Source organism: Janthinobacterium sp. JC611 (assembly GCF_018682595.1).
Classification (GTDB): domain Bacteria; phylum Pseudomonadota; class Gammaproteobacteria; order Burkholderiales; family Burkholderiaceae_D; genus Janthinobacterium.
In genome coordinates this window covers 187,883-210,996 of record NZ_JAFLJN010000009.1, presented here as the reverse complement: position 1 = coordinate 210,996, position 23,114 = coordinate 187,883, and the positions used below count along the sequence as shown (strand labels likewise).

Below are 23,114 nucleotides of genomic sequence, written 5' to 3'. Positions count from 1 at the left end.
AGGAAATTAAATGTGATTTCGGTCAATGCAGAGCGAGAGGAATAATGCTCAAAATAAAGTTTGCCAAGCAGATATTTTAATTATTATCAAAACCAATTGAATCAAAAGCATTAATAGTTGTCGTTGGGAATCGAATTAACCCATAATATTGGTTCTTAGAAATTAAATTCTCACCAAAAGTCACCAATATGTCACATTTATCTTGTGTCCTCCCCGACACCGCGCTGCAGCAACAGGGTTGCCAGCCATGAAAAACCATCTTCTTGTAGCATTGTTTGTCATGCTGGGCCTGTCCGCCTGTGGCGGCGGTGGCGGTGGTGGTGGCGACACGGTGGTGGCGACCACATCGGGTACGCCCGTCCTGGTTCCTGCCGTGACGGCCGTCTCGGCGGCGAATGTCGCCGTTGGCGGCAGTCTGGTGGTGACGGGCACGAATCTGAGCCGCGTGACGGCCTTCCAGGTGGCGGGCGTGACGCTCGCCACCAGTGCCAGCAGCGACAGCAGCGTGACCCTGGCCATGCCTGGCGTACCCGTAACGGGCGCCTTGAGCCTGGTCAGCGCCAGCGGCACGGCGGCCACCAGCTATAGCGTGAATGTATACCTGCCCTTGAGCGTGGGCAGCGTCGCGCCGGCGACGGGCGGCGTCGGCTCCAGCGTGACGGTCGCGGGCGGCGGCATGGGCGCCGTGACGGCGGTGCAGTTTGGCAATGGCGCGGCGGCAACGCCGCAAAGCCAGATGGCCGGCAGCGTGACCGTGGTGGTGCCGGCGGGCGCGGCAACGGGACCGCTGACGCTGCGCGGTCCCTACAACGATGTGATCAGCGGCGACACGTACACGGTCTTGGCCAGCGTGACGGTGACGTCGATCAGCTCGGCCGTCAGCGGCGGGAGCTTGTCGGTGACGCTGCAGGGCAGCAATCTCGACCAGGTCAGTTCGGCGTCGGTGGGCACGACGCCAGCGGCCATCGTCAGCGCCAGCGCCAGCCAACTGGTGTTGTCCGCGCCAGCCTCGGCAACGGGCAACGTGATGCTGTCGGCCGCGTCGCGCATCGCCGTCAATGCGGGCACGGTGTCGGCCTTTACCTTGGGTAGTATTGATTTCGCGCAAGTGCTGAATTTGAACGCCAGCAATACGGCCTTGCGCCTGACGCGCGGCAAGCCGGCCGCCGTGCGCGTGTCCGTGCTGGCCGCGCAGGCGGGCCAGTCCAGCCCGGCAGTCACCCTGAATGCGACCGCCGCCAATGGCAGCAACCTGGGCAGTATCGCGATGACGGGCCCGGCGCTCTTGCCGACGACGAAGAACGATGACAGTTTCAACGGCAACTTCAGCGCCGTCCTGCCGGCCAGCTGGATCTTGCCCGGCGTGCGCGTGCGCGTGACGGCCGTCGGCAATGATGGCGTGCAAGTGAGCCAGGAAGCGGCGCCTGCGGTGGCCAGCCTCGCCAGAATCCGTCTGGTGCTGGTGCCATTGAGTACGGATGATGGCGTGGCGCAACTGCCTGACGCCGAGGTGATCCGTGCCGCGCTGCTGCGCGTGTATCCGTATGCGACGGAAAATATCAGCATCACGACGCGCGCGGCGCTGAGCATGCCGGGCAGCAGCACGGCTGACAGCTGGTGGAGCGATGCCCTGGGCAAGCTGGACAACAAGCGCGCACTGGAAGACAGCGGCGCCTATTATTATGGTTTCGTGCCGAGGATGTCCTCCACCCGCGCCGCCGGCCTGGCCTACATCAACCAGCGCAGCGGCGGCAGCGACTTCACGTCGGCCATCGGCCTGGACGCCCGGTTCAACAGCATCGCATCGGTCGATCCATTCGGCAATCAATGGCCTGAATGGCTGACCACGCTCGTGCATGAGCTGGGCCACAATCACTCGCTGCAGCACGTTGCCTGCGGCGGGCCGGCTGGCGCCGCTGTCGACTACCCGTATGCGGATGGCAATCTGGGTCCGCAACCGCTGTACAACAGCAACTATGCAGGCAGCATCGGCCAACTGAGCAAGGCAGTCTATGGCAGCACGCCGATGAAGGACGTGATGAGCTATTGCAGCGGCGCCTGGTTCTCCGACTACAGCTATGCGCGGGTGCAGCAATTCCTGGAAAAACGCAGCACGCAGGTGACGGGCAGCAATGTGCTGGCCGCCAGCATGTCCGTGGCCGAGAACGGCTACCTGACCATTTCCGGCCGCATCACGCCTGGCGGCGTGGCCTTGCGCCCGGCCGTCGCCTCGTCGGCGCGCATCGGCGCCGCCGCCAGCGGCAGCGGCCATGCTTATACCTTGCGCGTGTTGACGGTGTCGGGACAGACTATCGACTTGCCCTTCGATGGCGTCTCCGTGGCCGACCATGGCGGCAACGCCATGAGCCACTTCCGCGTCAGCTTCGCCAACCCGGGCGAAATCAGCGACGTGCAAGTGCTGGCAAATGGCAAGGCCCTGGCCAAGCTCGAGCGCCAGGCGCGCCGCGGCAAGGCCGCCGCCAACGACGCCACGTTTGAGGCGACACAAGGCGGCGGCAAGCTGGCGCTGACCTGGAATGCCGAGGCGGAACCTTACGCCGCCGTGCTGCATGTCGCCGCAGATGGCCGCAAGACGGTGCTCGCCAGTGACTTGACGGGTGGCAAAGCCAGCGTCGACGTGAGCGCCTTGCCGGCCGGCGGCCGCTTCGAGGTCAGCCTGTCGTCGTCCGTGGGCGGTCGCATGATGAAGGTGCAGCGCCGCTAAGCGGTCACGCCGGATGCAACCAGGGCTTGCCGCGGCAAGCCCTTTTTTATGCGCGCAGGCATTGGTGCATAAACTGCACAGATCCTGTGCCTGGCGGGGGCTGCCATTGCCGACGCTGCCTGCCTAGAATGGGTCTTCATCCACTTGCGGAGCATCCCATGCCCATCCTGAACTTGCGTCTCTCCACCGCGCCCGATGCGCGCCTGTCGGCCGCCATCGCCGCCACCCTGAGCGGCCTGACGGCGCGGCTGCTGCACAAGGCGCCCGAATTGACCTCGGTGGCCATCAGCCATGCCGACGCGGCGCACTGGTTTGTCGGCGGGCCCTCGCTGCAAGCCCAGGGCAAGAGCAGTTTCTTCCTCGATATCCTGATCAGCGATGAAACGAATACGGCGGCGGAAAAAGCCGCGTATATCGCCGCCGTGTTCGCCGCAATGCAGGAGTATCTCGGCGCCGTGCATGAAGTCAGCTATATCCACGTGCATGACGCGCGCCAGGCGGCCTGGGGCTACGGAGGCTTGACGCAGCAGTTCCGCGCCGTGCGCAAGGCGCTGCAGCAGCCTTGATCAATCCCAGTGGCGATCCTGATAGTGCTGCACGGCAAAGTCGACGAAGACCCTGACCTTCGGTGACAGCTTGCGGCTGTGCGGATACAGCGCGTACAGGGTGCGTGGGCGCAAGGTGTAGCCGGGCAATACTTCAAGCAGCTGGCCGCTGCGCAGCGCGTCGCGCACGATGAAGGCGGCCGCGCCGGCAATCCCCATGCCACCCACGGCGGCTTCGCGCAAGGCGACGCTGGTATTGGCTTGCAGACTGCCGCGCACGGCGACCTTGTGCGCGGCGCCGTCGCCATCCGTGAACCACCATTCCGCCGGCTTGTCGCCCGATGTGTACATCAGGCAATTGTGCTGCGCCAGGTCTTGCGGCGTGGCCGGATGGCCATGGCGCGCCAGGTAGGCGGGCGAGGCGACGGCCACCGTACGGCTGCTGGCCAGCTGGCGCGCCACCAGGGTGGAATCGGGCAAGCCGCGCGCCAGGCGCAGCGCCACGTCGAAGCCATCGTCGATCAGGTCGACGATGCGGTCATTGCAGACGAGATCGATGTGGATGTGCGGGTATTGGCGGGCAAAATCGGGCAGCCAGGCGGCCAGTTCCAGCGTGCCGAAAGCCATCGGTGCATTGATGCGCAGGCTGCCGGACGGTTGCGCCTGGTGCATGGCGACGGCGCGGTCGGCCGCGTCGAGCGCGTCGAGGATGTCGCGGCTGGCCAGGTAGTATTCCTGGCCGGCCGCCGTCAGGGCGAAACGGCGCGTGGTGCGGTTGAGCAACTGGGCGCCCAGCTGGCTTTCCAGCTGGCGGATCTGGCGCGAGATGATGGAGTGGGAAATGCCCAGCGCGGCGCCGGCGGCCGTGAAACTGCCCAGTTCCACGACGCGGCGCAGGGCGCGCAAGGCGGTCAGCTGGTCCATGGGCGCGTGCCGCCGGTAGCGATTGGCGGCTTAAACGAAGCGTTTGCCTTCCAGCGGGAAACCCTTGATGAACTCGGCCGCGGGCAGGCGCTTGCCGCCCGGTTTTTGCAGCTCCGTCAGGCGCAGCGAGCCATTGCCGCAGGCCACGACGATGCCGTGCTGGGCGTCGGCCGCCAGCACCTGGCCCGGCGCTTCCTTGCTGTCCGCTTCGAGTACCTCGGCGGCCCAGATCTTGATGGTGACGCCATCGACCTGGCCGCAGGCGCCGGGAAACGGATTGAAGGCGCGGATTTTCAGGCCCAGTTCCAGCGCCGGCAGGCTGAAATCGAGCGCCGCCTCTTCCTTGGCGATTTTCGCCGCGTAAGTGACGCCCGCTTCCGGCTGCGGCACGGCTTCGAGCGGCTGCTGCTGCATCTTGCGCAGGGTCTCGACGATCATCTTGCTGCCCAGGGCGGCCAGCTTGTCGTGCAGGGTGGCGGTGGAGTCGCCCGCCTCGATGGGCGTGCGCTCGATGGCCAGCATGGGGCCCGTATCGAGGCCTTCTTCCATTTGCATGATGGTCACGCCCGTTTCATCGTCCCCCGCCTCGATGGCGCGGTGAATCGGCGCGGCGCCGCGCCAGCGCGGCAGCAATGAACCGTGGATATTGATGCAGGGTTTGATGTCGAGCGTGCTGCGCGGCAAGATCAAGCCGTAGGCCGCCACCACCATCACGTCGTAGTCGGTGGCCAGCAGGCGCTCGTGGGCCGCCTTTGCCTCGGCGGCGCGCTGCGGGTCCTTGCTGTCCATGCGCAGGGACAGCGGCTGCAGCACCTCGATGCCATGCTGCTGCGCATACTGCTTGACGGCCGAGGCGTGCAGCTGCATGCCGCGTCCTGCCGGGCGGTCGGGCTGGGTCAGCACCAGCGGAATCTCGAATCCCGCTTCGTGCAAGTCTTTCAGGGCCGTGGCGGCGAATTCAGGCGTGCCTGCGAAGATCACTTTCATATGGTTCCTTGACGTGAGGTGCGCAGGCCCGCGCCGGAGGCGCCAGGCTGGCGTGGTGTAACGACTACTGTTGCTGCTTAGTCTATCAGCAGTATCGCAAAAGCGGCTTAGAAACGGCGGTTCTGTGCGCGCAGGCTCGCTTCGCGCTCGAGACCACGGATTTCCTTGATCATCTTGGTCTTGATGCGGTTGCGCTTGAGCGGCGACAGGTATTCGACGAATACCTTGCCCAGCAGATGATCCATCTCATGCTGGATGCAGACGGCCAGCAAGCCATCGGCTTCCAGCTCGAACTGCTTGCCGTGGCGGTCCAGGGCGCGCACCTTGATGCGGGCCGGACGCTCGACGCCATCGTAGACGCCGGGCACGGACAAACAGCCTTCGTCGTAGACCTGCTTTTCTTCGCTGGCCCAGGTGATTTCCGGGTTGATGAATACTTGCAGCTGGTTTTTCTCTTCGGTGATGTCGATCACCATCATCTGGATATGCTCGTCCACTTGCGACGCGGCCAGGCCGACGCCTGGGGCGTCGTACATGGTTTCGGCCATGTCGTCGATCAGGGTTTGCAGGCGCGCATCAAATGCGGTGACGGGCTTGGCGACCGTGTGCAGGCGCGGATCGGGGTAACGCAGGATATTTAATATGGACATACGGATTCGACTGGTTAAGGTGGGCGCCGGTGCGCCGGATTATTCATGCCTGGGCCATGCGGACGATGGCAGGGCTATGGTGAGTACGCGACGGTTGGGCGCGTGCGGCGCAACGGCGCGGCAGATGCGTTTGCCAGTGCGCTAATCGTCTGCTGCAAAGGGAAATTTTATCACAGACGCCCATGCTCCTGTGGATGGCGGGGTGGCGGCCATTGCACGCATCCTTGCGCGCGTCGGTAGCGCGTGCGCGCCATGGCGCTAGCATGGGGGCATGGTACACAGTGAGGTTGTCATGCATGCACTTGCAACGACGGCAGACGCGGCCACGGAACTGGCGGGCTGGCTGCGCCTGCAGCATCTGCCCGGCGTGGGGCCGGTGGCGGCGCGCGCCTTGCTGGCCCGCTTCGGCTTGCCGCCCCAGGTCTTCGCCGCGCCGTTCGAAGCCTTGCGCGAAGTCGTGCCGGCCGGCGCGGCGCGCGCCATCGTGCAGCCGCCCAAGCCCGTGGCCAACAGCCAGCTGGAACTCACGCTGCAATGGCTGCAGCGGCGCGGCAATGCCGTGCTGACCCTGGCCGACGCCGCGTATCCGCCGCTGCTGCTGGAAATCGCCGATCCGCCGCTGTTGTTATATGTGCGGGGGCGGGCGGAGCTGCTGTCGCGTCCCGGCGTGGCCATCGTCGGCAGCCGCAATGCCAGCGCGCAAGGCATGCAGAATGCGGCCGCCTTCGCGCAGGCCCTCAGCGCGGCGGGCCTGACCATCATTTCCGGGCTGGCGCTGGGCATCGACACGCACGCGCACGAGGGCGGCCTGCGCGGCGCGGGCGCCACCGTGGCCGTGATCGGCACGGGCGCCGATCTGGTGTATCCACGACGTAACCTTGATCTGGCGCAAAGAATCGCGGAACAGGGCTGCATCGTCAGCGAGTATGCGCTGGGCTTGCCGGCCATGCCGGCGAACTTTCCGCGCCGCAACCGCCTGATCAGCGGCCTGGCACGCGGCGTGCTGGTGATCGAGGCGGCCGCCCAGTCGGGTTCCCTGATCACGGCGCGCCTGGCCGGCGAGCAGGGGCGCGACGTGTATGCCTTGCCCGGCTCCATCCATGCGACGTTGGCCAAGGGCTGCCATGCGCTGATCAAGCAGGGCGCCAAGCTGGTCGAGTCGGTCGATGACGTGCTGCAGGAGCTGCAGTGGCTGGGCGGTGTCCCCGGCATGCCGCCAGCGGTGGAGGACGAGCCGTCGCTGCTGGCCGCGCTGGGCCACGATCCCCTCGATGCCGATACCCTGGCCGCGCGCAGCGGCCTGCCCATCGCTGAACTGATGGGGCAAATGCTGGCGCTGGAGCTGGCGGGCCGGGTCGAACGCTTGCCGGGAGGACTGTTTCAACGCTGCAAATGACAGCTTGTCACTTGTGTGGCGGCCTTGCCGCAAGGGGGCGCTTTGTCTGTGCGCACCCTTGTGTCGCAGCGAACTTAGCTGATAGAGTAGAGCCATGTTCGATATCCTGGTGTACCTCTACGAGACTTACTATCGCCCCGATGCCTGCCCCGAGCCGGCAGTTCTGGCGCGCAAACTGTCGGCCGTCGGTTTCGACGACGTGGAGATTTCCGAGGCGCTCGTCTGGCTGACGGACTTGAACGCCATGGCCGGCGTCGAGCAAACCCTGACGGCCGCCTCCACGGGCACGCGTTTCTATGTGCAGCAGGAAAGCGACGTGCTGGGCACGGCCGCCATCGGCTTCATCCAGTTCCTTGAAAGCGCCAAGGTGCTCTCGCCACTGCAGCGCGAAATCGTCATTGAACGGGCGCTGGCGCTCGACGAGGCGCCCGTTTCGCTGGGCAAGCTGAAAGTCATCGTGCTGATGCTGCTGTGGAGCCAGGGCAAGGAACCGGACGCCCTGATGTTCGACGACCTGTTCGTCGACGACGAAGACCTCCAGCCGCGCCTATTGCACTAATATATAGACGTCGCCGGCCGCCGCTGTCGCTGCCTGCCCGATCCTCGCGCCATCGCCGCGCCATCCCCTTTACCATGTGCTGCACCGGCGCGCACGCTTGACAATCGCGTTTGCGCCTGCGCATTCTTGCTTGCAGATAACTTGCCGAATTCTTCAATAGGCGCTTATCATTGGCCGCTTGACAAGACCACAAGTCACAAGGCCTTGCGCAGACAAAAGCGTCGGCGCCTGGCAATGCACTGTATGATGCGCATGCTGAAACTATCCTAGAGCATTTTTCGAGACTAAAAAATATGACAAAAACCCTCATCATCGCCGAGAAGCCTTCTGTCGCGAACGATATCGCGAAGACGCTTGGCGGCTTCACCAAGCACGATGAGTACTTTGAATCGGATGAATACGTCCTGTCGTCGGCGGTCGGCCACCTGCTGGAGATCGCCGTACCGGAAGAATTCGACGTGAAGCGCGGCAAATGGAGTTTCGCGCACTTGCCGATGATTCCACCGTATTTCGCGCTGAACCCGATCGCCAAGACGGAAGCGCGCCTCAAAGTATTAAACAAGCTGATCAAACGCAAAGACGTCACCACCCTCATCAACGCATGCGATGCGGGGCGCGAAGGCGAGCTGATTTTCCGCCTGATCGCGCAAAACGCGAAAGCCAAGCAACCGGTCAAGCGCCTGTGGCTGCAGTCGATGACGCCGGGCGCCATCCGCGACGGTTTCGCGCACCTGCGCAGCGACGAGGAAATGCTGCCGCTGGCGGACGCGGCACGCTGCCGTTCGGAAGCCGATTGGTTGATCGGTATCAATGGCACGCGCGCCATGACGGCGTTTAATTCGAAAGAAGGCGGCTTTTACCTGACCACCGTGGGCCGCGTGCAGACGCCAACGCTTTCCATCGTCGTCGAACGCGAAGACAAGATCAAGAAATTCGTGCCGCGCGACTTCTGGGAAGTGCGCGCCGAATTCGTTTGCGCGGCCGGCATCTATGAAGGCCGCTGGCTCGACACGAAGTTCAAGAAGGACGAGAACGACCCCGAGAAGCGCGCCGAGCGCCTGTGGAGCAAGACGGCCGCCGACTCGATCGCCACCGCCTGCCGCGGCCGCCAAGGCAACGTCACGGAAGAATCGAAACCGACCACGTCGATGGCGCCGGGCCTGTTCGACCTGACCAGCCTGCAGCGCGAGGCGAACTCGCGTTTCGGCTTCTCCGCCAAGAACACCCTGGGCCTGGCCCAGGCCCTGTATGAAAAGCACAAGGTGCTGACGTATCCGCGTACCGATTCGCGCCACCTGCCGGAAGACTATATGCCGACCGTGCTGCAGGCGCTGGAAACGGTCAAGGACAACAGCAACTACCACCAGTTCGCCAAGCAGATCATCGACAAAGGCTGGGTCAAGCCGAACAAGCGCATCTTCGACAACACGAAGATCTCGGATCACTTCGCGATCATCCCGACGACGATCGCGCCGAAGAACCTGTCCGAACCGGAACAGAAGCTGTACGACCTGGTCACGCGCCGCTTCATGGCCGTGTTCTTCCCGCCTGCGGAATTCCAGGTCACCACGCGCTACACGGAAGTGTCCGGCCATCAGTTTAAGACGGAAGGCAAGGTCATGACCAATCCGGGCTGGCTGGCCATCTACGGCAAGGAAGCGTCGACGGACGCCGACAAGGAAAGCCATGGCAACGGCAACCTGGTGCCCGTCGCCAAGGGCGAAAAAGTGCAGACGGAAAGCGTCAGCGCGAATGGCCTGGTGACGAAGCCGCCCGCGCGCTTCACGGAGGCGACCTTGCTGTCGGCCATGGAAGGCGCTGGCAAGCTGATCGACGACGACGAGCTGCGCGATGCGATGGCCGGCAAGGGTCTCGGCACGCCGGCGACACGCGCGGCCACCATCGAGGGCTTGCTGACGGAGCGCTATCTGATCCGCGAAGGCCGCGAACTGATTCCGACGGCCAAGGCGTCGCAGCTGATGACTTTGCTCAAAGGCCTGGGCGTCAACGAATTGACGGCGCCGGAGTTGACGGGCGAGTGGGAATACAAGCTGTCGCAGATGGAAAAAGGCAAGATTTCGCGCGAAGAATTCATGCGTGAAATTGCACAGATGACGCAAATCATCGTCAAGCGCGCCAAGGAATACGACAACGATACGATCCCGGGCGACTACGCCACCCTGGAAACGCCGTGCCCGAATTGCGGCGGCGTGGTGAAGGAAAACTATCGCCGTTTCGCCTGCACCAAGTGCGAATTCTCGATGAGCAAGACGCCCGGGTCGCGCCAGTTCGAAATCGCGGAAGTGGAACAATTGCTGAAGGACCGCACCATCGGCCCGCTGCAAGGCTTCCGCTCGAAGATGGGTCGTCCGTTCGCCGCCATCCTGCGCATCGTGCGCGATGAAGAGATCAAGAACTTCAAGCTGGAATTCGATTTCGGCCAGAACGACGAGAGCGAAGATGGCGAAGGCGTCGATTTCACGGGCCAGACGCCCGTGGGACCTTGCCCCAAGTGCAACGCCGGCGTGTATGAAATGGGCCTGGCCTATGTGTGCGAGCACAGCGTGGCCAAGCCGAAGACGTGCGACTTCCGCAGCGGCCGCATCATCTTGCAGCAGGAAATCTTGCCGGAACAAATGGCGAAACTGCTCAACGATGGCAAGACCGACTTGCTGCCGGGCTTTGTTTCCCAGCGTACCCGCCGCCCGTTCAAGGCGTTCCTCGTGCGCGGCAAGGATGGCAAGGTGAGCTTCGAGTTTGAAGAGCGCAAGGCCAAGCCGGGCGCCAAGACCAAGGCGGCAGCCGTCGAGGCCGAAGGCGAAGAAGGCGCGGCGCCAGCGAAGAAAACGGCCGTCAAGAAAGCGGCAGCAGTGAAGAAAGCGCCGGCCAAGAAAGCGACGGCCGTGAAAAAGCCGGCCGCGAAGAAGGCGCCGGCGAAGAAAGCGGCAGCGGCGGAGTAATCCGGCGCCAGCCAGACAGACGAAAGCCAGGGGTCGCTCCCTGGCTTTTTTTACGTCCCGAGGTTAGATTAGTCCAGGTAGTCGGAATACTCGCGCTGCGCGTAGTTCTGCAAATTGGCCCACGGCTGCGCCTTGCTGACGGTCGGCTGCAGCTTGACGTCGACCCGGCGATAGAAGGTGTTCGCGCGGTCGCCGCTTTCGATGATCAGGGGAATCTGCCTTTGCTCATCCCACAGGATGCGCTGGAACACGCCATTCTTTTCCACTTCGCGCCAGCGCGCGCCCGTCACGGTCGACGCCTGTTTCGACAGCGGCATGGCGGCCACCAGTTTCGGGTCCAGCAGATAGAAACTGTTTTCCCAGGAACCGTCGAAATTGACGTTTTCGAACTCGGCCTTGGGGATAGAGACGACGATCTTGTCGTGCGCATCGATGTACTCCACGCGCACGGTGTTCTTTTCCAGCATCACGTGGCGCGGTATCAGCACGGGATTGAAGTGCTTGTGTTCATGCTGCGTGGCCTTCAGTGCCACCTTGGTGTTTTCGCCATGCTTGTGGCCCGCATGCGCATCGGTCGACGGCGCCAGCACGCGCTCGACCCACACGTGGCCGGGGCGGCGCAGCATCTTTTCTTCGTAGCGGCTCTCGCGCGTCACGCCTTCCGGCGTCAGGACGCGGCTGTAATAGGTGATGCCCAGGTCCAGGTCGGCAGGAGCGGCAGGCGTGGCAGGCGCGGCTTGCGCGCTGGCGGCAAAGCCGGCGGCGAGGAGGACGGCGATCAGGGACGATTTCATGGTGTTGCCTTTACGTGCAGAGGGGCGGAAGGCAACGCTGCCATCCGCCCCGGTGGGATTACCGTGTTGAAGTGGATCAGAAGCCGAAGGCCGCCTTCAGCAAGTCAAACACCTTGGTGTTGTCCAGGGTGCCCTTGAAGGCCTTGGCGCCGGCGCCCGTGGCCAGCAGCTTGACGTCGCCGCCGCCATGGGTTTCGCTGGCCAGGCGCACGCCTGTTTCTTGCAGGTAGTTGTCTTTCAGTGCCGTGGCGCTGTCGACGTTGCTGCGCAGGGCAGGGCGGTTCGGGCCGTTGCCGAACACCAGGGTGGTGTAGGTATTGCCATCGGCATCCTTGCTCGGCTGGTTATCCTTGTAGCCGCGGTTGATGTCGAGGATAGGGTTGCCGCGCTTGCCGTAGCCGTTGAAGGCCAGCGTGTGGTCATGGTCGGCCGTGACGACGATCAGGGTGTTCTCCAGCTTTGGATCGCTTTCCTTGATCTTGGCGATTGCGGCCTTGATGGCGTCGTCGAAGGCGATGGTGTCCGTCAGCGCGCGCTTGGCGTTGATGCCGTGCAGGGCGTGGTCGATACGGCCGCCTTCGACCATCAGGAAGTAGCCGTTCGCGTTTTTCGACAGCAAGTCGATGGCTTTGAGCGTCATTTCCGACAGGCTAGGCTGGGTCGCGCCTTCGCCCAGCGGTGGCGTGGCCGTGCGGTCCAGTTCATATTCCAGATGGCTGCGGGTGCTGTACAGGCCGATGAATTTCTTGCCGCTCGGCGCCGCCGCCATTTCCGCTTTTGTGGCGGCCACGGTGTAACCCTTGGCGGCGAATTCGCTCAAGAGGTTGCGGCCATCGACGCGGCCATACTTGTTGCTGGCCGACCATGGGGTGAAGTGGTTGCGGCCGCCGCCCATCAGCACGTCGACGCCATCGCCCAGCGCCGCGTTGTAGCCCGCGCCGCCTGGCGTCGCTTGCGCGGCGATCGCGTATTGCGCATTGCGGTTGCAAATGTGCGAGAACGTCGTCGCCGGCGTGGCGTGCGTCAATTCCGTGGTGGTGATGGCGCCCACGGCCTTGCCCTTGGCTTTCGCCAGTTCCAGGATGGTCGGCACGCTCTTGCCGCCGGCCGGGCAGTTGTCCACGCCCAGGTTGCCGTTGGCGTCGCGGCCGGGTTCCTTGGCGATCGTGTCCTGCGCCATCGAGATCACTTCATTGTTCATCTTGACGCCGGTCATGTAGGCGGCCATCGATGGCGCGCTGTCCGTCGTTTGCGCATCGTTCGAGAACGTCTTGATGCGCGCCGTGCGCTCCAGCGTGTCCATGGTCAGGCTGCCGTCTTCCTTGTACTGGTAGATGCGCGCCGCCGTCACGACGGACGGGCCCATGCCGTCGCCGAGGAAGAAGATGACGTTCTTGGCGTCGGCGGCGTAGGCGCTGGCGACGCTGGCGGCCACGAGCGTGGTCAGCAAGGAGAGTTTCAGGGCCGATTTCAGTGCGGCGGGTGTCGATGCAAGTTTCATGTGCTTGTCCAATTCTTGTCTCTTGGGGATTACAGACCGCCGGCGGTCTTGACCAGGCCGAATACTTTGGTGTTGTCGATGGTGCCAAGGAAGGTTTCCGAACCCTTGCCGATGGCGCCCAGGAAGACGTCGGTGCCGCCGTGGGTTTCGTTGCCGGCCGTGGTGCGGATCACCGCTTCCTGGTGGTAGTTGTTGGCGCTGGTGACGGTTTCATCGAGGCTGGCCATGGCTGCGCGGCTCGACTGGGTGCGGTTTTCGCCATTGCCGAAGCCGATGATCGAATACGGTGCGCCGTCCAGGTCTTTCTCGACCGCGCCGGTCACGTAGTTCTTCACCACGCCCAGCACGCCAGGATTGCCGGCAGCCGTCTTGCCCGTGCGCTTGGCATAGCCGTTCAGCACCAGCGTGTGGTCATGGTCGGCCGTGACGACGATCAGGGTATTGGCCAGGGTCGGATCGGTGAGCTTGGCTTTCTCGATGGCGGCCTTGATGGCGTTATCGAACGCGACGGTATCCTGCAGCGCCTTCTTGGCCGTCGTTTCGTGCAGCGCATGGTCGATGCGGCCGCCTTCGACCATCAGGAAATAACCCTTCTTGTTCTTGGCCAGCACGTCCATGGCCTTGGTGGTCATTTCCGCCAGGCTAGGCTCCTTGGCCGCATCGCGGTCCAGGTCGTAGCTCATGTGGCTGGACGTGAACACGCCGAACAGGCGCTCCGTCTTGGCCGCATCGACGGCCTTGAAATCGGTGGCGTTGTTGGCGACCGTGTAGCTCTTCGCTTTCAGTTCGGCCACCAGGTCGCGGTCGTCGGAACGCTTGCCGCCATCCTTGAACGGCTTGAAGAATTGCGCGCCGCCACCGAGGACCACGTCCAGGCCGGTGGCGCCCAGCGCGCTGTTGTAGCCGGTGCCGCCCGGCACCAGGGCCGCGGCGATATCGTTTTCCAGGTCGCGGTGGCAAATGTGCGCGTAGGTCGCGGCCGGCGTGGCGTGCGTCACGCGCGCCGTGCTGACGACGCCGGCGGCAAAGCCCTTGGCCTTGGCCAGTTCCAGCAAGGTGGTGGCGGGCGTGCCGTTGCCGGTGCCGCATTTGTTGACCAGCTTGTTGCCGTTCGCATCCGTGCCCGGATCGATGGCGACCGTATTGGCCGACATCGAGATGACTTCATTGTTCATTTTGACGCCGGTCATATAGGCGGCCATCGATGGCGCGCTGTCGGTCACTTGCGCGTCGTTCGAGAACGTCTTGACGAAGGCCGTTTCCGGCAGGGTGTCCATGGTCAGCGCGCCGTCTTCGCCCACGGAATAGATGCGCGCGGCCGTCATGGTGGTCAGGCCCATGCCGTCGCCGAGGAAAAAGATGACGTTTTTCGGCGGGGCTTCGGCCACTACCTCTTCTTTTTTGGCGTCGCTGCCGCAGGCGGCCAGCATCAGGGTGATGGCGACGCTGCAGCCAGCGACGGAAATTTTTCTGCGTGTCATGTGGTTCATCCGGCTAGGTTTGAAAGAGCTGGCAAGATAGCAATCCAATGTGACGCCCTCATGACGTTGTGACAGCCTTCTCAAGGAGCCGGGCGTGGCGCTATCGCCTATTGCATCGAATTACGCAACAAACTATTGCAATTTAATCGGTTTTTCTGCCGGATCAAGCAACGTAAGATGCATGCATCCAATCATCTTGTGAAGGCGCATCATGTTCTCCAAATCCCTCGGCAGCGTTCTTGTTTCCACCTTGTTTGCCGCCGGCGCGGCCTCGGCCGCCGCCAGCGCGCCCCTGACCCTGGAAGTCTTCAACCCGGGCGAAGCGGCCATCTTCCCCGTCGCTTCCGTGCTGGTCGCGGGCAAGCATGACGCCGTGCTGATCGATGCGCAATTCTCGCGCGCCGAAGCGCAAAAACTGGTGGAAAAGATCCGCGCCAGCGGCAAGAAACTGACGACCGTGTACATCAGCCACAGCGATCCCGATTTTTACTTTGGCCTCGACGTGATCAAGGCCGCGTTCCCGCAGGCGAAAATCGTCGCCACGCCGGAAACCGTGGCCGAGATCCGCCGCAAGGCCGATGCCAAGGTCGCCTACTGGGGCCCGATCCTGAAGGACAACGCGCCGCACGCCATCGTCATTCCCGACGCGCTGAAGGGCAAGCGCATCAGCCTGGAAGGCCAGTCGCTGGACATCGCCGGCCCGACGCCGGCGCGCACCTATGTGTGGATTCCATCGATCAAGGCCGTCGTCGGTGGCGTGGTGTTGTTTGGCAACTTGCACGTGTGGACGGCCGATACGCAAAGCCTGCAATCGCGCCAGGACTGGCTCAAGACGCTCGATGGCATCGCCGCCCTGAAACCCGTCACCGTCGTGCCCGGCCACTTCAAGGTGGCTTCGCCCCTGACGCCGGACAGCATCGGTTTTACGCGCAACTACCTGGTGACGTTTGAAGCGGAAACGGCCAAGGCCGCCAATTCGGCCGCCCTGATCGAGGCCATGAAACGGCATTACCCGAAGCTGGGCCTCGATGGCGCTTTAGACACCAGCGCGAAGGTCGCCAAGGGCGAAATGACATGGTAAAAACCTACTGCGCGACGCGATTTCCGGCCTGCGATGCTCACTGTGCTTTAGCACAGTTGCGCTTCTCAGCCAGAACTAGCGCCGCTCGCTACGGTTTTTCAAGTCATCTGTTTTAGTTTTATAAAGGATAGGGTCATGCCCACACTGCACTACATTTTCGATCCCCTGTGCGGCTGGTGCTACGGCGCCGCGCCGCTGGTCGAGGCGGCGCGCGCCGTGCCCGGCCTGACGGTGGCGTTTCACGGCGGCGGCATGATGACGGGCAGCAATCGCCGCCAGATCACGCCCGCCTGGCGCGGCTATGTGCTGCCGCACGACCGGCGCATCGAGCAATTGTCCGGCCAGCCCTTCGGCGACGCCTATGTCAACGGCTTGCTGAACGACACCACGGCCATGATGGATTCCGAACCGCCGATCACGGCCATCCTGGCGGCGGAAACGGTGGCCGGCAAGGGACTGGACATGCTGCAGCGCGTGCAGCGCGCCCATTACGTGGACGGCTTGCGCATCGCCGACCGGCCCGTGCTGCTGAGCTTGGCGCAAGAGCTGGGCATGGACGGGACGGCATTCCAGGCCGCGTACGCGCAACAGGCGGGCGCCGCCACGCAACGGCACATCGACGCCAGCCGCGCCTTGCTGGCGCGGGTGGGCGGGCAGGGCTTTCCCACCTTTGTGCTCGACGATGGCGGCGGCAAGCTGTCCGTGATCGATATCGGCGAGTTTTTGGGCCAGCCGGCGAAGTTGCAGGCGCAACTGGGCGGCGTGTGCGATGCCCAAGGTTGTTCATTGTAAATAGCTATCGAATCGATAAAATCAATTAGCTTTTCCTTTGTTGTTGACCTCGCTACACTGGCTTCATCAGTCAACAACGAAGGAAAAGCAGCCATGAGCCAACAGCCGCCATTCAGTACCGCCTCGGGCATCCCCGTCGCCGACAACCAGAATTCCCTCAGCGCCGGCCCCCGCGGCCCGCTGCTGCTGCAAGACTTCCACCTGATCGAGAAACTCCAGCATTTCAACCGCGAGCGCATCCCCGAGCGCGTCGTGCACGCGAAAGGTTCGGGCGCCTACGGCACGTTTACCGTCACGCACGATATTTCGCGCTACACCAAGGCCAAGCTGTTCAGTGAAGTGGGCAAGCAGACGGCCACCTTCGCGCGCTTTTCCACCGTGGGCGGCGAACGCGGCAGTGCTGATACGGAACGCGACCCGCGCGGCTTCGCCGTGCGTTTCTATACGGAAGAGGGCAACTGGGACCTCGTTGGCAACAACACGCCGATGTTCTTCATCAAGGACCCGATCAAGTTCCCCGATTTCGTCCATACGCAGAAGCGCGATCCGCAAAGTAACTTGAAATCGGCCGAGATGATGTTCGATTTCTGGAGCCATGCGCCGGAAAGCTTGCACCAGGTCACCATGCTGTTCTCGGACCGCGGCACGCCGGACGGCTACCGCCACATGGATGGCTTCGGCAGTCACACGTATAGCCTGATCAATGCCGACGGCCAGCGCGTGTACGTGAAATGGCACTTCAAGACGCGCCAGGGCATCAAGAACCTGTCTGCGGCGCAAGCGGGCCGCCTGGCCGGTGCCGACCCCGACTACGCCCAGCGCGACCTGTTCGGCGCCATCGCACGCGGCGATTTTCCGCAGTGGGAAGTCAAGCTGCAGGTGGCGACGCAGGAGCAACTCGATGCATGGGAGCGGCGCACGGGCTGGAACCCGTTCGACCTGACGAAAGTGTGGCCGCATGCGGACTTCCCGCTGCTGCCGGTGGGTATCTTCGAGCTGAACCGCAACCCCGATAATTACCACGCGGAAGTCGAGCAAGCGGCCTTTTCGCCGGCCAACGCCGTGCCCGGCATGGGATATTCGCCGGACAAGATGCTGCAAGGCCGCTTGTTCGCCTACCACGACGCCCAGCTGTACCGGGTCGGCACGAACCACCAGCATCTGCCCGTGAACGCAGCCCGTTGCCCCTTCCATAACCAGCAGCGCGACGGCGCCATGGCGATCCAGAATGGCGGCGCGGCGCGCAACTACGCGAACGTGGCGGCGGCAGGCAGCGCGCCGCAAGGGCTGGGCCATGGCGAGGCGGCGCTGGCGCTCGAGGGCGGCGCGGCGCGCTACGATGGACGCGGCGTGGAAGACGATTACACGCAGGCCGGCAACCTGTTCCGTTTGATGTCGGCCCAGGCGAAACAAAATCTGTTCGACAACCTGGCCGGTCCCTTGAGCCTGGTGCGGCCGGAAACCCTGCAGCGCCAGCTGGGCCACTTCGACCGGGCCGATGCCGCCTACGGCGCCGGCGTGCGGGCCGCCCTGCAGGCGCGTGGCGTGGCGCAGTAATCGGCGATCACAGGCGGACCTATCCTGTTCCGCCTGTTGTTGATATGGCACAAATTAAAGCTTGATATAAAATATTGCCGTATGGACATATTTGCCGTCCATGCGTAGACTTGTCGGTCTGATGATCGCACCGTCTTCCTGGCGGCGTCCTGACTAGAAAGTCTTGCAATATGAATATGGCGAAGCTGTCGGTGCATGGGGACGACCCCACGCTCAAATCCATCCTCGAAGTCTTGCCCACCGATCCGGAGCGGCAATGGCGCAAGGGCGAGGCGAAGGGCGCGAATCGCGTGCATCTCGATTCCGGCTTCGACGTGCTGATCGCGCAGGCATCCAAGTCGCAAGTGTTGCCATCGCGCATACGCAGCTACCTGGCCGAATGCCGCTCGCGCGGCGTCACGTTCACCATGCCGCGCATCGTGGCCGAGCTGCAACTGGAGTTGAACGGCGAAGACACGCTCGACGCTCCGCTCGATCTCTCGCTGGCCGACATGCAACACCTGACGGAAATGGGCATCAGCCTGAGCCTGGCGACGCGCCGCGCCGCGGTCTGATTCCCGTGTGATATCCAAAAAAATGGCCGCCCTGAACAGGCGGCCATTTTTCGTCACGGTTCTTCGAGTTCGACGGTGAGCATATTGTCGTCCGGCTTGCGGTCGATCAGCTTGTTGTCGGGATCGATGCCCGCCTTGCCGGGCCGGCTGCCGACGATGACGGTATAGCTCGCTTCGCGCGCCGTCATGTGCAGGCGTTCGCGCAGCAGCGGATGGCCGTTCGCGTCGTCGACGCCGATCTCGATCCAGTCGTGCAGGGGCGCGTCGTGCTCCTCCCCCTGTTCGCCGGCCGTCAATTTGCCCGCCTGCACTTTCATGGTGACGGCGTACTTGCCATCGCCGCGTTTCGTGGCCGTGGCCGACAGGGCGCGGTTGTCGAACAGCACGATTTTCTCGAACAGGTCATCGATCAGGTAAACCTGCTCGGGTGGCGTGACCTGGCGCAAGCCGGCAATCAGGGCCGTCACGCTGGGGTAGGGCGGGCCCTTCTGGCCATGGGTCTTGAGTAGTTCGCGCAGCACGCCGTTGACCTTGTCTTCGCCGATGATGTCTTGCAGCAAGTACATGGCCAGGCTGCCCTTGTGGTAGTGGATGTAGGCCTGGTTTTCATTCTCGGCCAGCGGCAATTCCTTCTTGCGCTCCTCGCTGCGCCCCATCAGGTATTGATTCAGGTCATAGCGCAGGAAGCGGCGCATCCTGGCCGGCCCCACGGTTTTCTTCATCACCATCAGGGCCGAATATTCGGCCAGGGTTTCGCTGAGCACGGTAGCGCCCCGCGTATTGCCGCCGACCAATTGATGCGCCCACCACTGGTGCGCCACTTCATGCGCCGTGACGTAGAACGGATAGTCGATGTCCTTCGGGTTCTTGTCGTCGACCTTGGCGATGAAGCCCAGGCCTTCCGAGTACGGAATCGTGTTCGGGAACGATTGCGCAAACGTGGCGTAGCGGGGGAACTCGACGATGCGCAGGATCTTGTGCTGGTAGGGGCCGAAGTGCTTCGTGTAGTACTCGAGCGCCTCCTTGCTGCCGCGCACGAAACGATCGAGGTTGTATTCATGGCCCGGGTGATAATACACGTCAATGGCCACGTCTTGCCAGCGCTCGTGCCTGACGGCGTAGCGGGCCGACTGGAAGGCATAGAAATTGAGGATCGGTTGCTCCATCGTGTAATGGAAGTAATGGCGGCCCTTGGCGATCCAGTCGTTGTCCAGCATGCCCGGCGCGATGGCCGTCTGGCCGTCGACGGTGCTGACGGTGGCGTCAAAGCGGATGCGGTCGGCGTCGTTGCTGATGTAATTGTCGGCCAGCCCGCGCGCATCGTCGCGCGGCAAGGCCCGTTCGCGCGCGGGCAAGCCGTGTTTCTTGCGGTCGCGCGGGTCCGTCAATTCCTGTTGCGGCTGGTAACCGATGTGCGGCAGCACGGCATTCGTGAAGAAGGTGCCGTTGGCTACCACGGGCGTGTCCTGGCCCAGGCCGAAGACGCCGCGCGGCGCATAGCGGACGTCGAAATCGAGTCCCAGGGTGGCGCCCGGCGCCAGCGGCGCGGCCAGGCGGTAGCTGTAAAAGCCCAGCTTGCCGTCATCGAGGCCGGGATGCACGCGCGTATCGAAACGCAGGCGCATGCTGGAGGTTGGATCTTGCTGCACAAAAATGTGGCTGATCGGCTGGCTGGTCTTGTTTTGCAGCACATAGCGGCCCGTGACGATGAGGGTGCGCTGCGCCGGGTAGATGGCCACGTCGAGTTTCACGTCGGTGATTCTCGGCTGCGGCGTGGCGGCAAACTTGCGGTACTGGCGTTCGATGCTGGCGCGGTCCGCGTCGCGCGCAAAGTCGGACTGGTAATCGTTGGCCACGTGGAAGACGTAGAACAGCACGGCGCCGGCGCCGAGGAAGATCGCGGCGCCGCCGGCAAAGCTGGCCAGCACGCCCTGCGTCAGGCCGTGGCGCGCCAGGCGCAGGCGGATGCGCCAGCTGTCCTGCGCGCCGCGGGGCCAGAACAGCAGGGACAGCACCGTCAGCATGACGGCCGCGCCGCTCCAATACAGCAAGTACCAGCGCTCGCGCAACAGGTAGTGGCCGGCGCCGTTCATGGCCGAATACACGAAGTCCGGCGTATTGCCGTACAGCAGTAGCGGGTCGCCCAGGCCCAGCGAGGAAAAGCTGATGCTGGCGATGTGGTACAGAATCATGGCGAAATACGCCAGGTACTTGTGATTGATGACCACCTGCAAAAAGATGGCCAGCACGGCGATCAGCGCGTAGGACGGCAGGTGCGACAGGAACAGCGATTCCAGGTACAGGCCGGGGTCGAGGCGGTAATAGCCCTTGAAGACCTGGATCGACATGCCGCACAGCATGATGACCAGGCTCAGCAAGGCTTGCAGGCCGATCAGCGCAAACAGTTTCGACAGCAGGGGCAGCCAGTTCGGCACGGGCAGGGCGTCGAGCATCAGATGGGTGCCCGCTTCCCGTTCGCGCCACACCAGTTCGCCCGCGTAGAAGGTGGTAATGATCAGCATGAACAGGGCGAACGAGGCGCTGACCATGTCCAGCACTTTTTCCGTCACGGGATAGGTATTCGTGCCGTAGAGGGAACCCATGTCCAGCGCGCCCGCATACATGGTCAGCACGCCGGCCAGCACGATGACGACAAAATAGATGTTCTTGATGGTTTCGCGCAGGTTCAGCCAGCTCATCTTGAAGAGCAGGGCGGCCAGGTTGCGCTGCGCGAAGTCCGGTGTTTCCTGCGTGGACAGCGAGGCGTTCGACAGGCGCAGCGGCACGTCGCCCTCGCTGCGGCGCTTGCTGGCGCCCGCGTCCGTCGTGGCGTGGAACTGGAAGCGCCAGTAGCCGAGCAGCAAGGCCACCAGGGCGAAGCCGGACCAGATGGCGCGGTTCAGCAGGTACACGCCCTCCAGGGTCACCAGGCGCGTGTTGCGTTCCGCGTTCGGCCAGTATTCCGTCAGGCGTATCAGCGCCGTGGTGCCGAAGGGGTCGATCAGGGCGGCCAGGGTCTTGTAGTCGAGGTCGCGCGCCAGGGACGGCGCCACCAGGTAGCCGATCAGCATGACGACCGAGCTGATGTACACGGGCAGCATGCGCCGCGTCAGGGCCGCGATGACGAAGAAGATGGCGCCGAAGATGAACAGGTTCGGCAGCAGGGTAAACACGTAGGGCATCAGGTAGGCCAGTGCCCGCTGCGGCCCCAGCCGTTCCGGATCGATGCCGGGCAGCCAGGCGCCCAGCCAGGCGCCGATGACGATGCTGGAAAACACCACCGCCAGCACCAGATAAGCGCCGAGGAAGCGGCCGAACACGTACTGGTATTTCTTGATCGGCGCGCTGAAGAAGAAATGCTGCATGCCGTATTCGAAATCCTGCTGCACCGAGCGGCCCATCATGGCGGCCACCACGACGGCGCCGAAGCAGCCCAGCACGCTGCACGTGAACGCCAGCGAGCGCGGTGCGTTGATCAGGAACTTGCCGCCGAAACTGATGCTCGCTTCCTTGAAGACGCCACCGGCGGCGGCCATCCACAGCATGGCCAGCGCCAAAAACATGGCGAAATACACCCAGGTGGACAGCAGCTTGAGCCGCTGTCGCGCTTCAAAGCGGGCGATGGCAAACATGGCCGCCCCCTCAGTCGCACTGCGGGGCGACGCGGTGGCGCCCGGCAATGGTGGCGAAATACAGGTCTTCCAGGTCGCCGATGGCTTCCTCGAAGCCATCGCCCGGGTCGTCGTCGCTGTAGACGTGGATCAGGGTGCGGCCCGACAGCAAACGCGTGGAAATGACGGCGTGGCGCTGCTGGAAGCTGGCCAGTTCCTTCTTGTCGACGAAGCGCGCCCAGATCTTGCAGCTGACTTCGTCAATGAGTTCCTGGGTCTTGCCGCACAGCAGCAAATGGCCCTTGTTGATGATGGCCATGTTGGCGCACAGGTCGGCCACGTCGGACACGATGTGGGTCGACAGGATCACCGTCTTGTCCTCGCCGATGTCGGACAGCAGATTATGGAAGCGCACCCGCTCCTGCGGGTCGAGGCCGGCCGTCGGCTCGTCGACGATGATCAGTTTCGGGTCGCCCAGCAGGGCTTGCGCGATGCCGAAGCGCTGGCGCATGCCGCCGGAAAAACCGCCCAGGCGCTGGTGGCGCACGTCGAACAGGTTGGTTTGCTGCAGCAGGCCATCGACGACCTCGCGCCGGCGCGCCCGTTGCGACAGCCCTTTCAAGGTGGCGAAGTGGTCGAGCAGCTCGTAGGCCGTCACTTTCGGGTACAGGCCGAAGTCTTGCGGCAGGTAGCCCAGCATGCGGCGGATCTCGTCCTTGTCGTCGAGCACGTCGTAGTCGCCGAAGAAGACGGAGCCCGAATCGCATTCCTGCAAGGTGGCCAGGGTGCGCATCAGGGTCGACTTGCCGGCGCCATTCGGGCCCAACAAGCCAAACATCCCGGGCGGTATCGTCAGCGACACGTTATCCAGCGCCACCACGCCATTCGCGTAGGTCTTCGACAATTTGCGAATCTGCAATTCCATACAACTCCTAACTCATGCGTTGCTGCCCGATGCGACAGGGCTACTCTATGCTGGCATTGTATTGAATTTAAG

General features: G+C 63.4%; 17 protein-coding genes. 9 read left to right on the top strand and 8 right to left on the bottom strand.

Annotated features, from left to right (window positions below; genetic code table 11):
- The first annotated feature begins 280 nt into the window (after positions 1-280).
- Both J0O65_RS08520 and J0O65_RS08515 read left to right on the top strand, forming a co-directional pair.
- Positions 281-2,725, top strand: coding sequence for an IPT/TIG domain-containing protein (locus J0O65_RS08520; RefSeq protein WP_215405896.1), 2,445 nt, complete (start codon positions 281-283; stop codon positions 2,723-2,725).
- A 158-nt stretch (positions 2,726-2,883) separates the two neighbouring features.
- Entirely contained in the window at positions 2,884-3,291 is a 408-nt protein-coding gene (locus J0O65_RS08515) for a tautomerase family protein (protein ID WP_215405886.1), read from the top strand.
- Here J0O65_RS08515 and J0O65_RS08510 read toward each other — a convergent pair whose 3' ends face one another.
- The 3 genes from J0O65_RS08510 to def form a co-directional block, all read right to left on the bottom strand.
- Positions 3,292-4,194 carry a LysR family transcriptional regulator gene (locus J0O65_RS08510; RefSeq protein ID WP_215405884.1) on the bottom strand — a complete coding sequence of 301 codons (903 nt, stop codon included), beginning with the start codon at positions 4,192-4,194 and terminating at the stop codon, positions 3,292-3,294.
- A 30-nt stretch (positions 4,195-4,224) separates the two neighbouring features.
- Positions 4,225-5,181, bottom strand: coding sequence for a methionyl-tRNA formyltransferase (fmt, locus tag J0O65_RS08505; RefSeq protein ID WP_215405882.1), 957 nt, complete (start codon positions 5,179-5,181; stop codon positions 4,225-4,227).
- Between the two features lie 107 nt (positions 5,182-5,288).
- Positions 5,289-5,831: a peptide deformylase gene (def, locus tag J0O65_RS08500; protein ID WP_215405880.1), complete on the bottom strand. Its 543-nt coding sequence runs from the start codon at positions 5,829-5,831 to the stop codon at positions 5,289-5,291.
- A 292-nt stretch (positions 5,832-6,123) separates the two neighbouring features.
- Between def and dprA the strand changes: the two genes are divergently transcribed.
- The 3 genes from dprA to J0O65_RS08485 all read left to right on the top strand — a co-directional run bounded on the left by dprA (position 6,124) and on the right by J0O65_RS08485 (position 10,746).
- On the top strand, positions 6,124-7,227 hold the full coding sequence (gene dprA / locus J0O65_RS08495) for a DNA-processing protein DprA (RefSeq protein ID WP_215405878.1): 1,104 nt from the start codon (positions 6,124-6,126) through the stop codon (positions 7,225-7,227).
- 94 nt (positions 7,228-7,321) lie between these two features.
- The gene (locus J0O65_RS08490) at positions 7,322-7,786 is read left to right on the top strand and encodes a Smg family protein (RefSeq protein ID WP_215405876.1); all 465 of its coding nucleotides are present in this window, start codon (positions 7,322-7,324) and stop codon (positions 7,784-7,786) included.
- 293 nt (positions 7,787-8,079) lie between these two features.
- Complete coding sequence (locus tag J0O65_RS08485) at positions 8,080-10,746, top strand: DNA topoisomerase III (protein ID WP_215405873.1); 2,667 nt, start codon at positions 8,080-8,082, stop codon at positions 10,744-10,746.
- 68 nt (positions 10,747-10,814) lie between these two features.
- On the opposite strand, the gene J0O65_RS08480 is transcribed toward J0O65_RS08485, so the two are convergent.
- The 3 genes from J0O65_RS08480 to J0O65_RS08470 all read right to left on the bottom strand — a co-directional run bounded on the left by J0O65_RS08480 (position 10,815) and on the right by J0O65_RS08470 (position 14,522).
- Positions 10,815-11,540: a hypothetical protein gene (locus J0O65_RS08480; RefSeq protein WP_215405871.1), complete on the bottom strand. Its 726-nt coding sequence runs from the start codon at positions 11,538-11,540 to the stop codon at positions 10,815-10,817.
- A gap of 76 nt (positions 11,541-11,616) precedes the next feature.
- Positions 11,617-13,041, bottom strand: a complete 1,425-nt coding sequence (locus J0O65_RS08475) for an alkaline phosphatase (protein WP_215405870.1) — start codon at positions 13,039-13,041, stop codon at positions 11,617-11,619.
- A 29-nt stretch (positions 13,042-13,070) separates the two neighbouring features.
- Positions 13,071-14,522, bottom strand: a complete 1,452-nt coding sequence (locus J0O65_RS08470; protein WP_215405869.1) for an alkaline phosphatase — start codon at positions 14,520-14,522, stop codon at positions 13,071-13,073.
- A 211-nt stretch (positions 14,523-14,733) separates the two neighbouring features.
- On the opposite strand from J0O65_RS08470, the gene J0O65_RS08465 reads away from it, so the two are divergent.
- From J0O65_RS08465 to J0O65_RS08450, 4 genes are all read left to right on the top strand, one after another.
- Positions 14,734-15,603, top strand: coding sequence for an MBL fold metallo-hydrolase (locus J0O65_RS08465; RefSeq protein WP_215405867.1), 870 nt, complete (start codon positions 14,734-14,736; stop codon positions 15,601-15,603).
- Between the two features lie 135 nt (positions 15,604-15,738).
- Complete coding sequence (locus tag J0O65_RS08460) at positions 15,739-16,395, top strand: DsbA family protein (protein ID WP_215405865.1); 657 nt, start codon at positions 15,739-15,741, stop codon at positions 16,393-16,395.
- A 93-nt stretch (positions 16,396-16,488) separates the two neighbouring features.
- Complete coding sequence (locus tag J0O65_RS08455; protein ID WP_215405863.1) at positions 16,489-17,952, top strand: catalase; 1,464 nt, start codon at positions 16,489-16,491, stop codon at positions 17,950-17,952.
- Positions 17,953-18,122: 170 nt separating this feature from the next.
- Positions 18,123-18,506, top strand: a complete 384-nt coding sequence (locus J0O65_RS08450) for a hypothetical protein (protein WP_215405861.1) — start codon at positions 18,123-18,125, stop codon at positions 18,504-18,506.
- A gap of 53 nt (positions 18,507-18,559) precedes the next feature.
- Here the strand turns inward: J0O65_RS08450 and J0O65_RS08445 are convergent, their stop codons facing one another.
- Complete coding sequence (locus tag J0O65_RS08445; protein WP_215405859.1) at positions 18,560-22,138, bottom strand: ABC transporter permease/M1 family aminopeptidase; 3,579 nt, start codon at positions 22,136-22,138, stop codon at positions 18,560-18,562.
- A gap of 10 nt (positions 22,139-22,148) precedes the next feature.
- Positions 22,149-23,042 (bottom strand): ABC transporter ATP-binding protein, encoded by an 894-nt coding sequence (locus tag J0O65_RS08440; RefSeq protein WP_092716806.1) that lies wholly within the window; start codon positions 23,040-23,042, stop codon positions 22,149-22,151.
- Between the last annotated feature and the right edge of the window lie 72 nt (positions 23,043-23,114).

Coding starts and splice junctions, on each gene's coding strand:
- J0O65_RS08470 (WP_215405869.1), bottom strand. CDS start 14,522: ATGACACGCAGAAAAATTTCCGTCGCTGGCTGCAGCGTCGCCATCACC.
- J0O65_RS08490 (WP_215405876.1), top strand. CDS start 7,322: ATGTTCGATATCCTGGTGTACCTCTACGAGACTTACTATCGCCCCGAT.
- fmt (WP_215405882.1), bottom strand. CDS start 5,181: ATGAAAGTGATCTTCGCAGGCACGCCTGAATTCGCCGCCACGGCCCTG.
- J0O65_RS08465 (WP_215405867.1), top strand. CDS start 14,734: ATGTTCTCCAAATCCCTCGGCAGCGTTCTTGTTTCCACCTTGTTTGCC.
- def (WP_215405880.1), bottom strand. CDS start 5,831: ATGTCCATATTAAATATCCTGCGTTACCCCGATCCGCGCCTGCACACG.
- J0O65_RS08480 (WP_215405871.1), bottom strand. CDS start 11,540: ATGAAATCGTCCCTGATCGCCGTCCTCCTCGCCGCCGGCTTTGCCGCC.
- J0O65_RS08520 (WP_215405896.1), top strand. CDS start 281: ATGCTGGGCCTGTCCGCCTGTGGCGGCGGTGGCGGTGGTGGTGGCGAC.
- dprA (WP_215405878.1), top strand. CDS start 6,124: ATGCATGCACTTGCAACGACGGCAGACGCGGCCACGGAACTGGCGGGC.
- J0O65_RS08445 (WP_215405859.1), bottom strand. CDS start 22,138: ATGTTTGCCATCGCCCGCTTTGAAGCGCGACAGCGGCTCAAGCTGCTG.
- J0O65_RS08510 (WP_215405884.1), bottom strand. CDS start 4,194: ATGGACCAGCTGACCGCCTTGCGCGCCCTGCGCCGCGTCGTGGAACTG.
- J0O65_RS08450 (WP_215405861.1), top strand. CDS start 18,123: ATGAATATGGCGAAGCTGTCGGTGCATGGGGACGACCCCACGCTCAAA.
- J0O65_RS08460 (WP_215405865.1), top strand. CDS start 15,739: ATGCCCACACTGCACTACATTTTCGATCCCCTGTGCGGCTGGTGCTAC.
- J0O65_RS08485 (WP_215405873.1), top strand. CDS start 8,080: ATGACAAAAACCCTCATCATCGCCGAGAAGCCTTCTGTCGCGAACGAT.
- J0O65_RS08475 (WP_215405870.1), bottom strand. CDS start 13,041: ATGAAACTTGCATCGACACCCGCCGCACTGAAATCGGCCCTGAAACTC.
- J0O65_RS08455 (WP_215405863.1), top strand. CDS start 16,489: ATGAGCCAACAGCCGCCATTCAGTACCGCCTCGGGCATCCCCGTCGCC.
- J0O65_RS08515 (WP_215405886.1), top strand. CDS start 2,884: ATGCCCATCCTGAACTTGCGTCTCTCCACCGCGCCCGATGCGCGCCTG.
- J0O65_RS08440 (WP_092716806.1), bottom strand. CDS start 23,042: ATGGAATTGCAGATTCGCAAATTGTCGAAGACCTACGCGAATGGCGTG.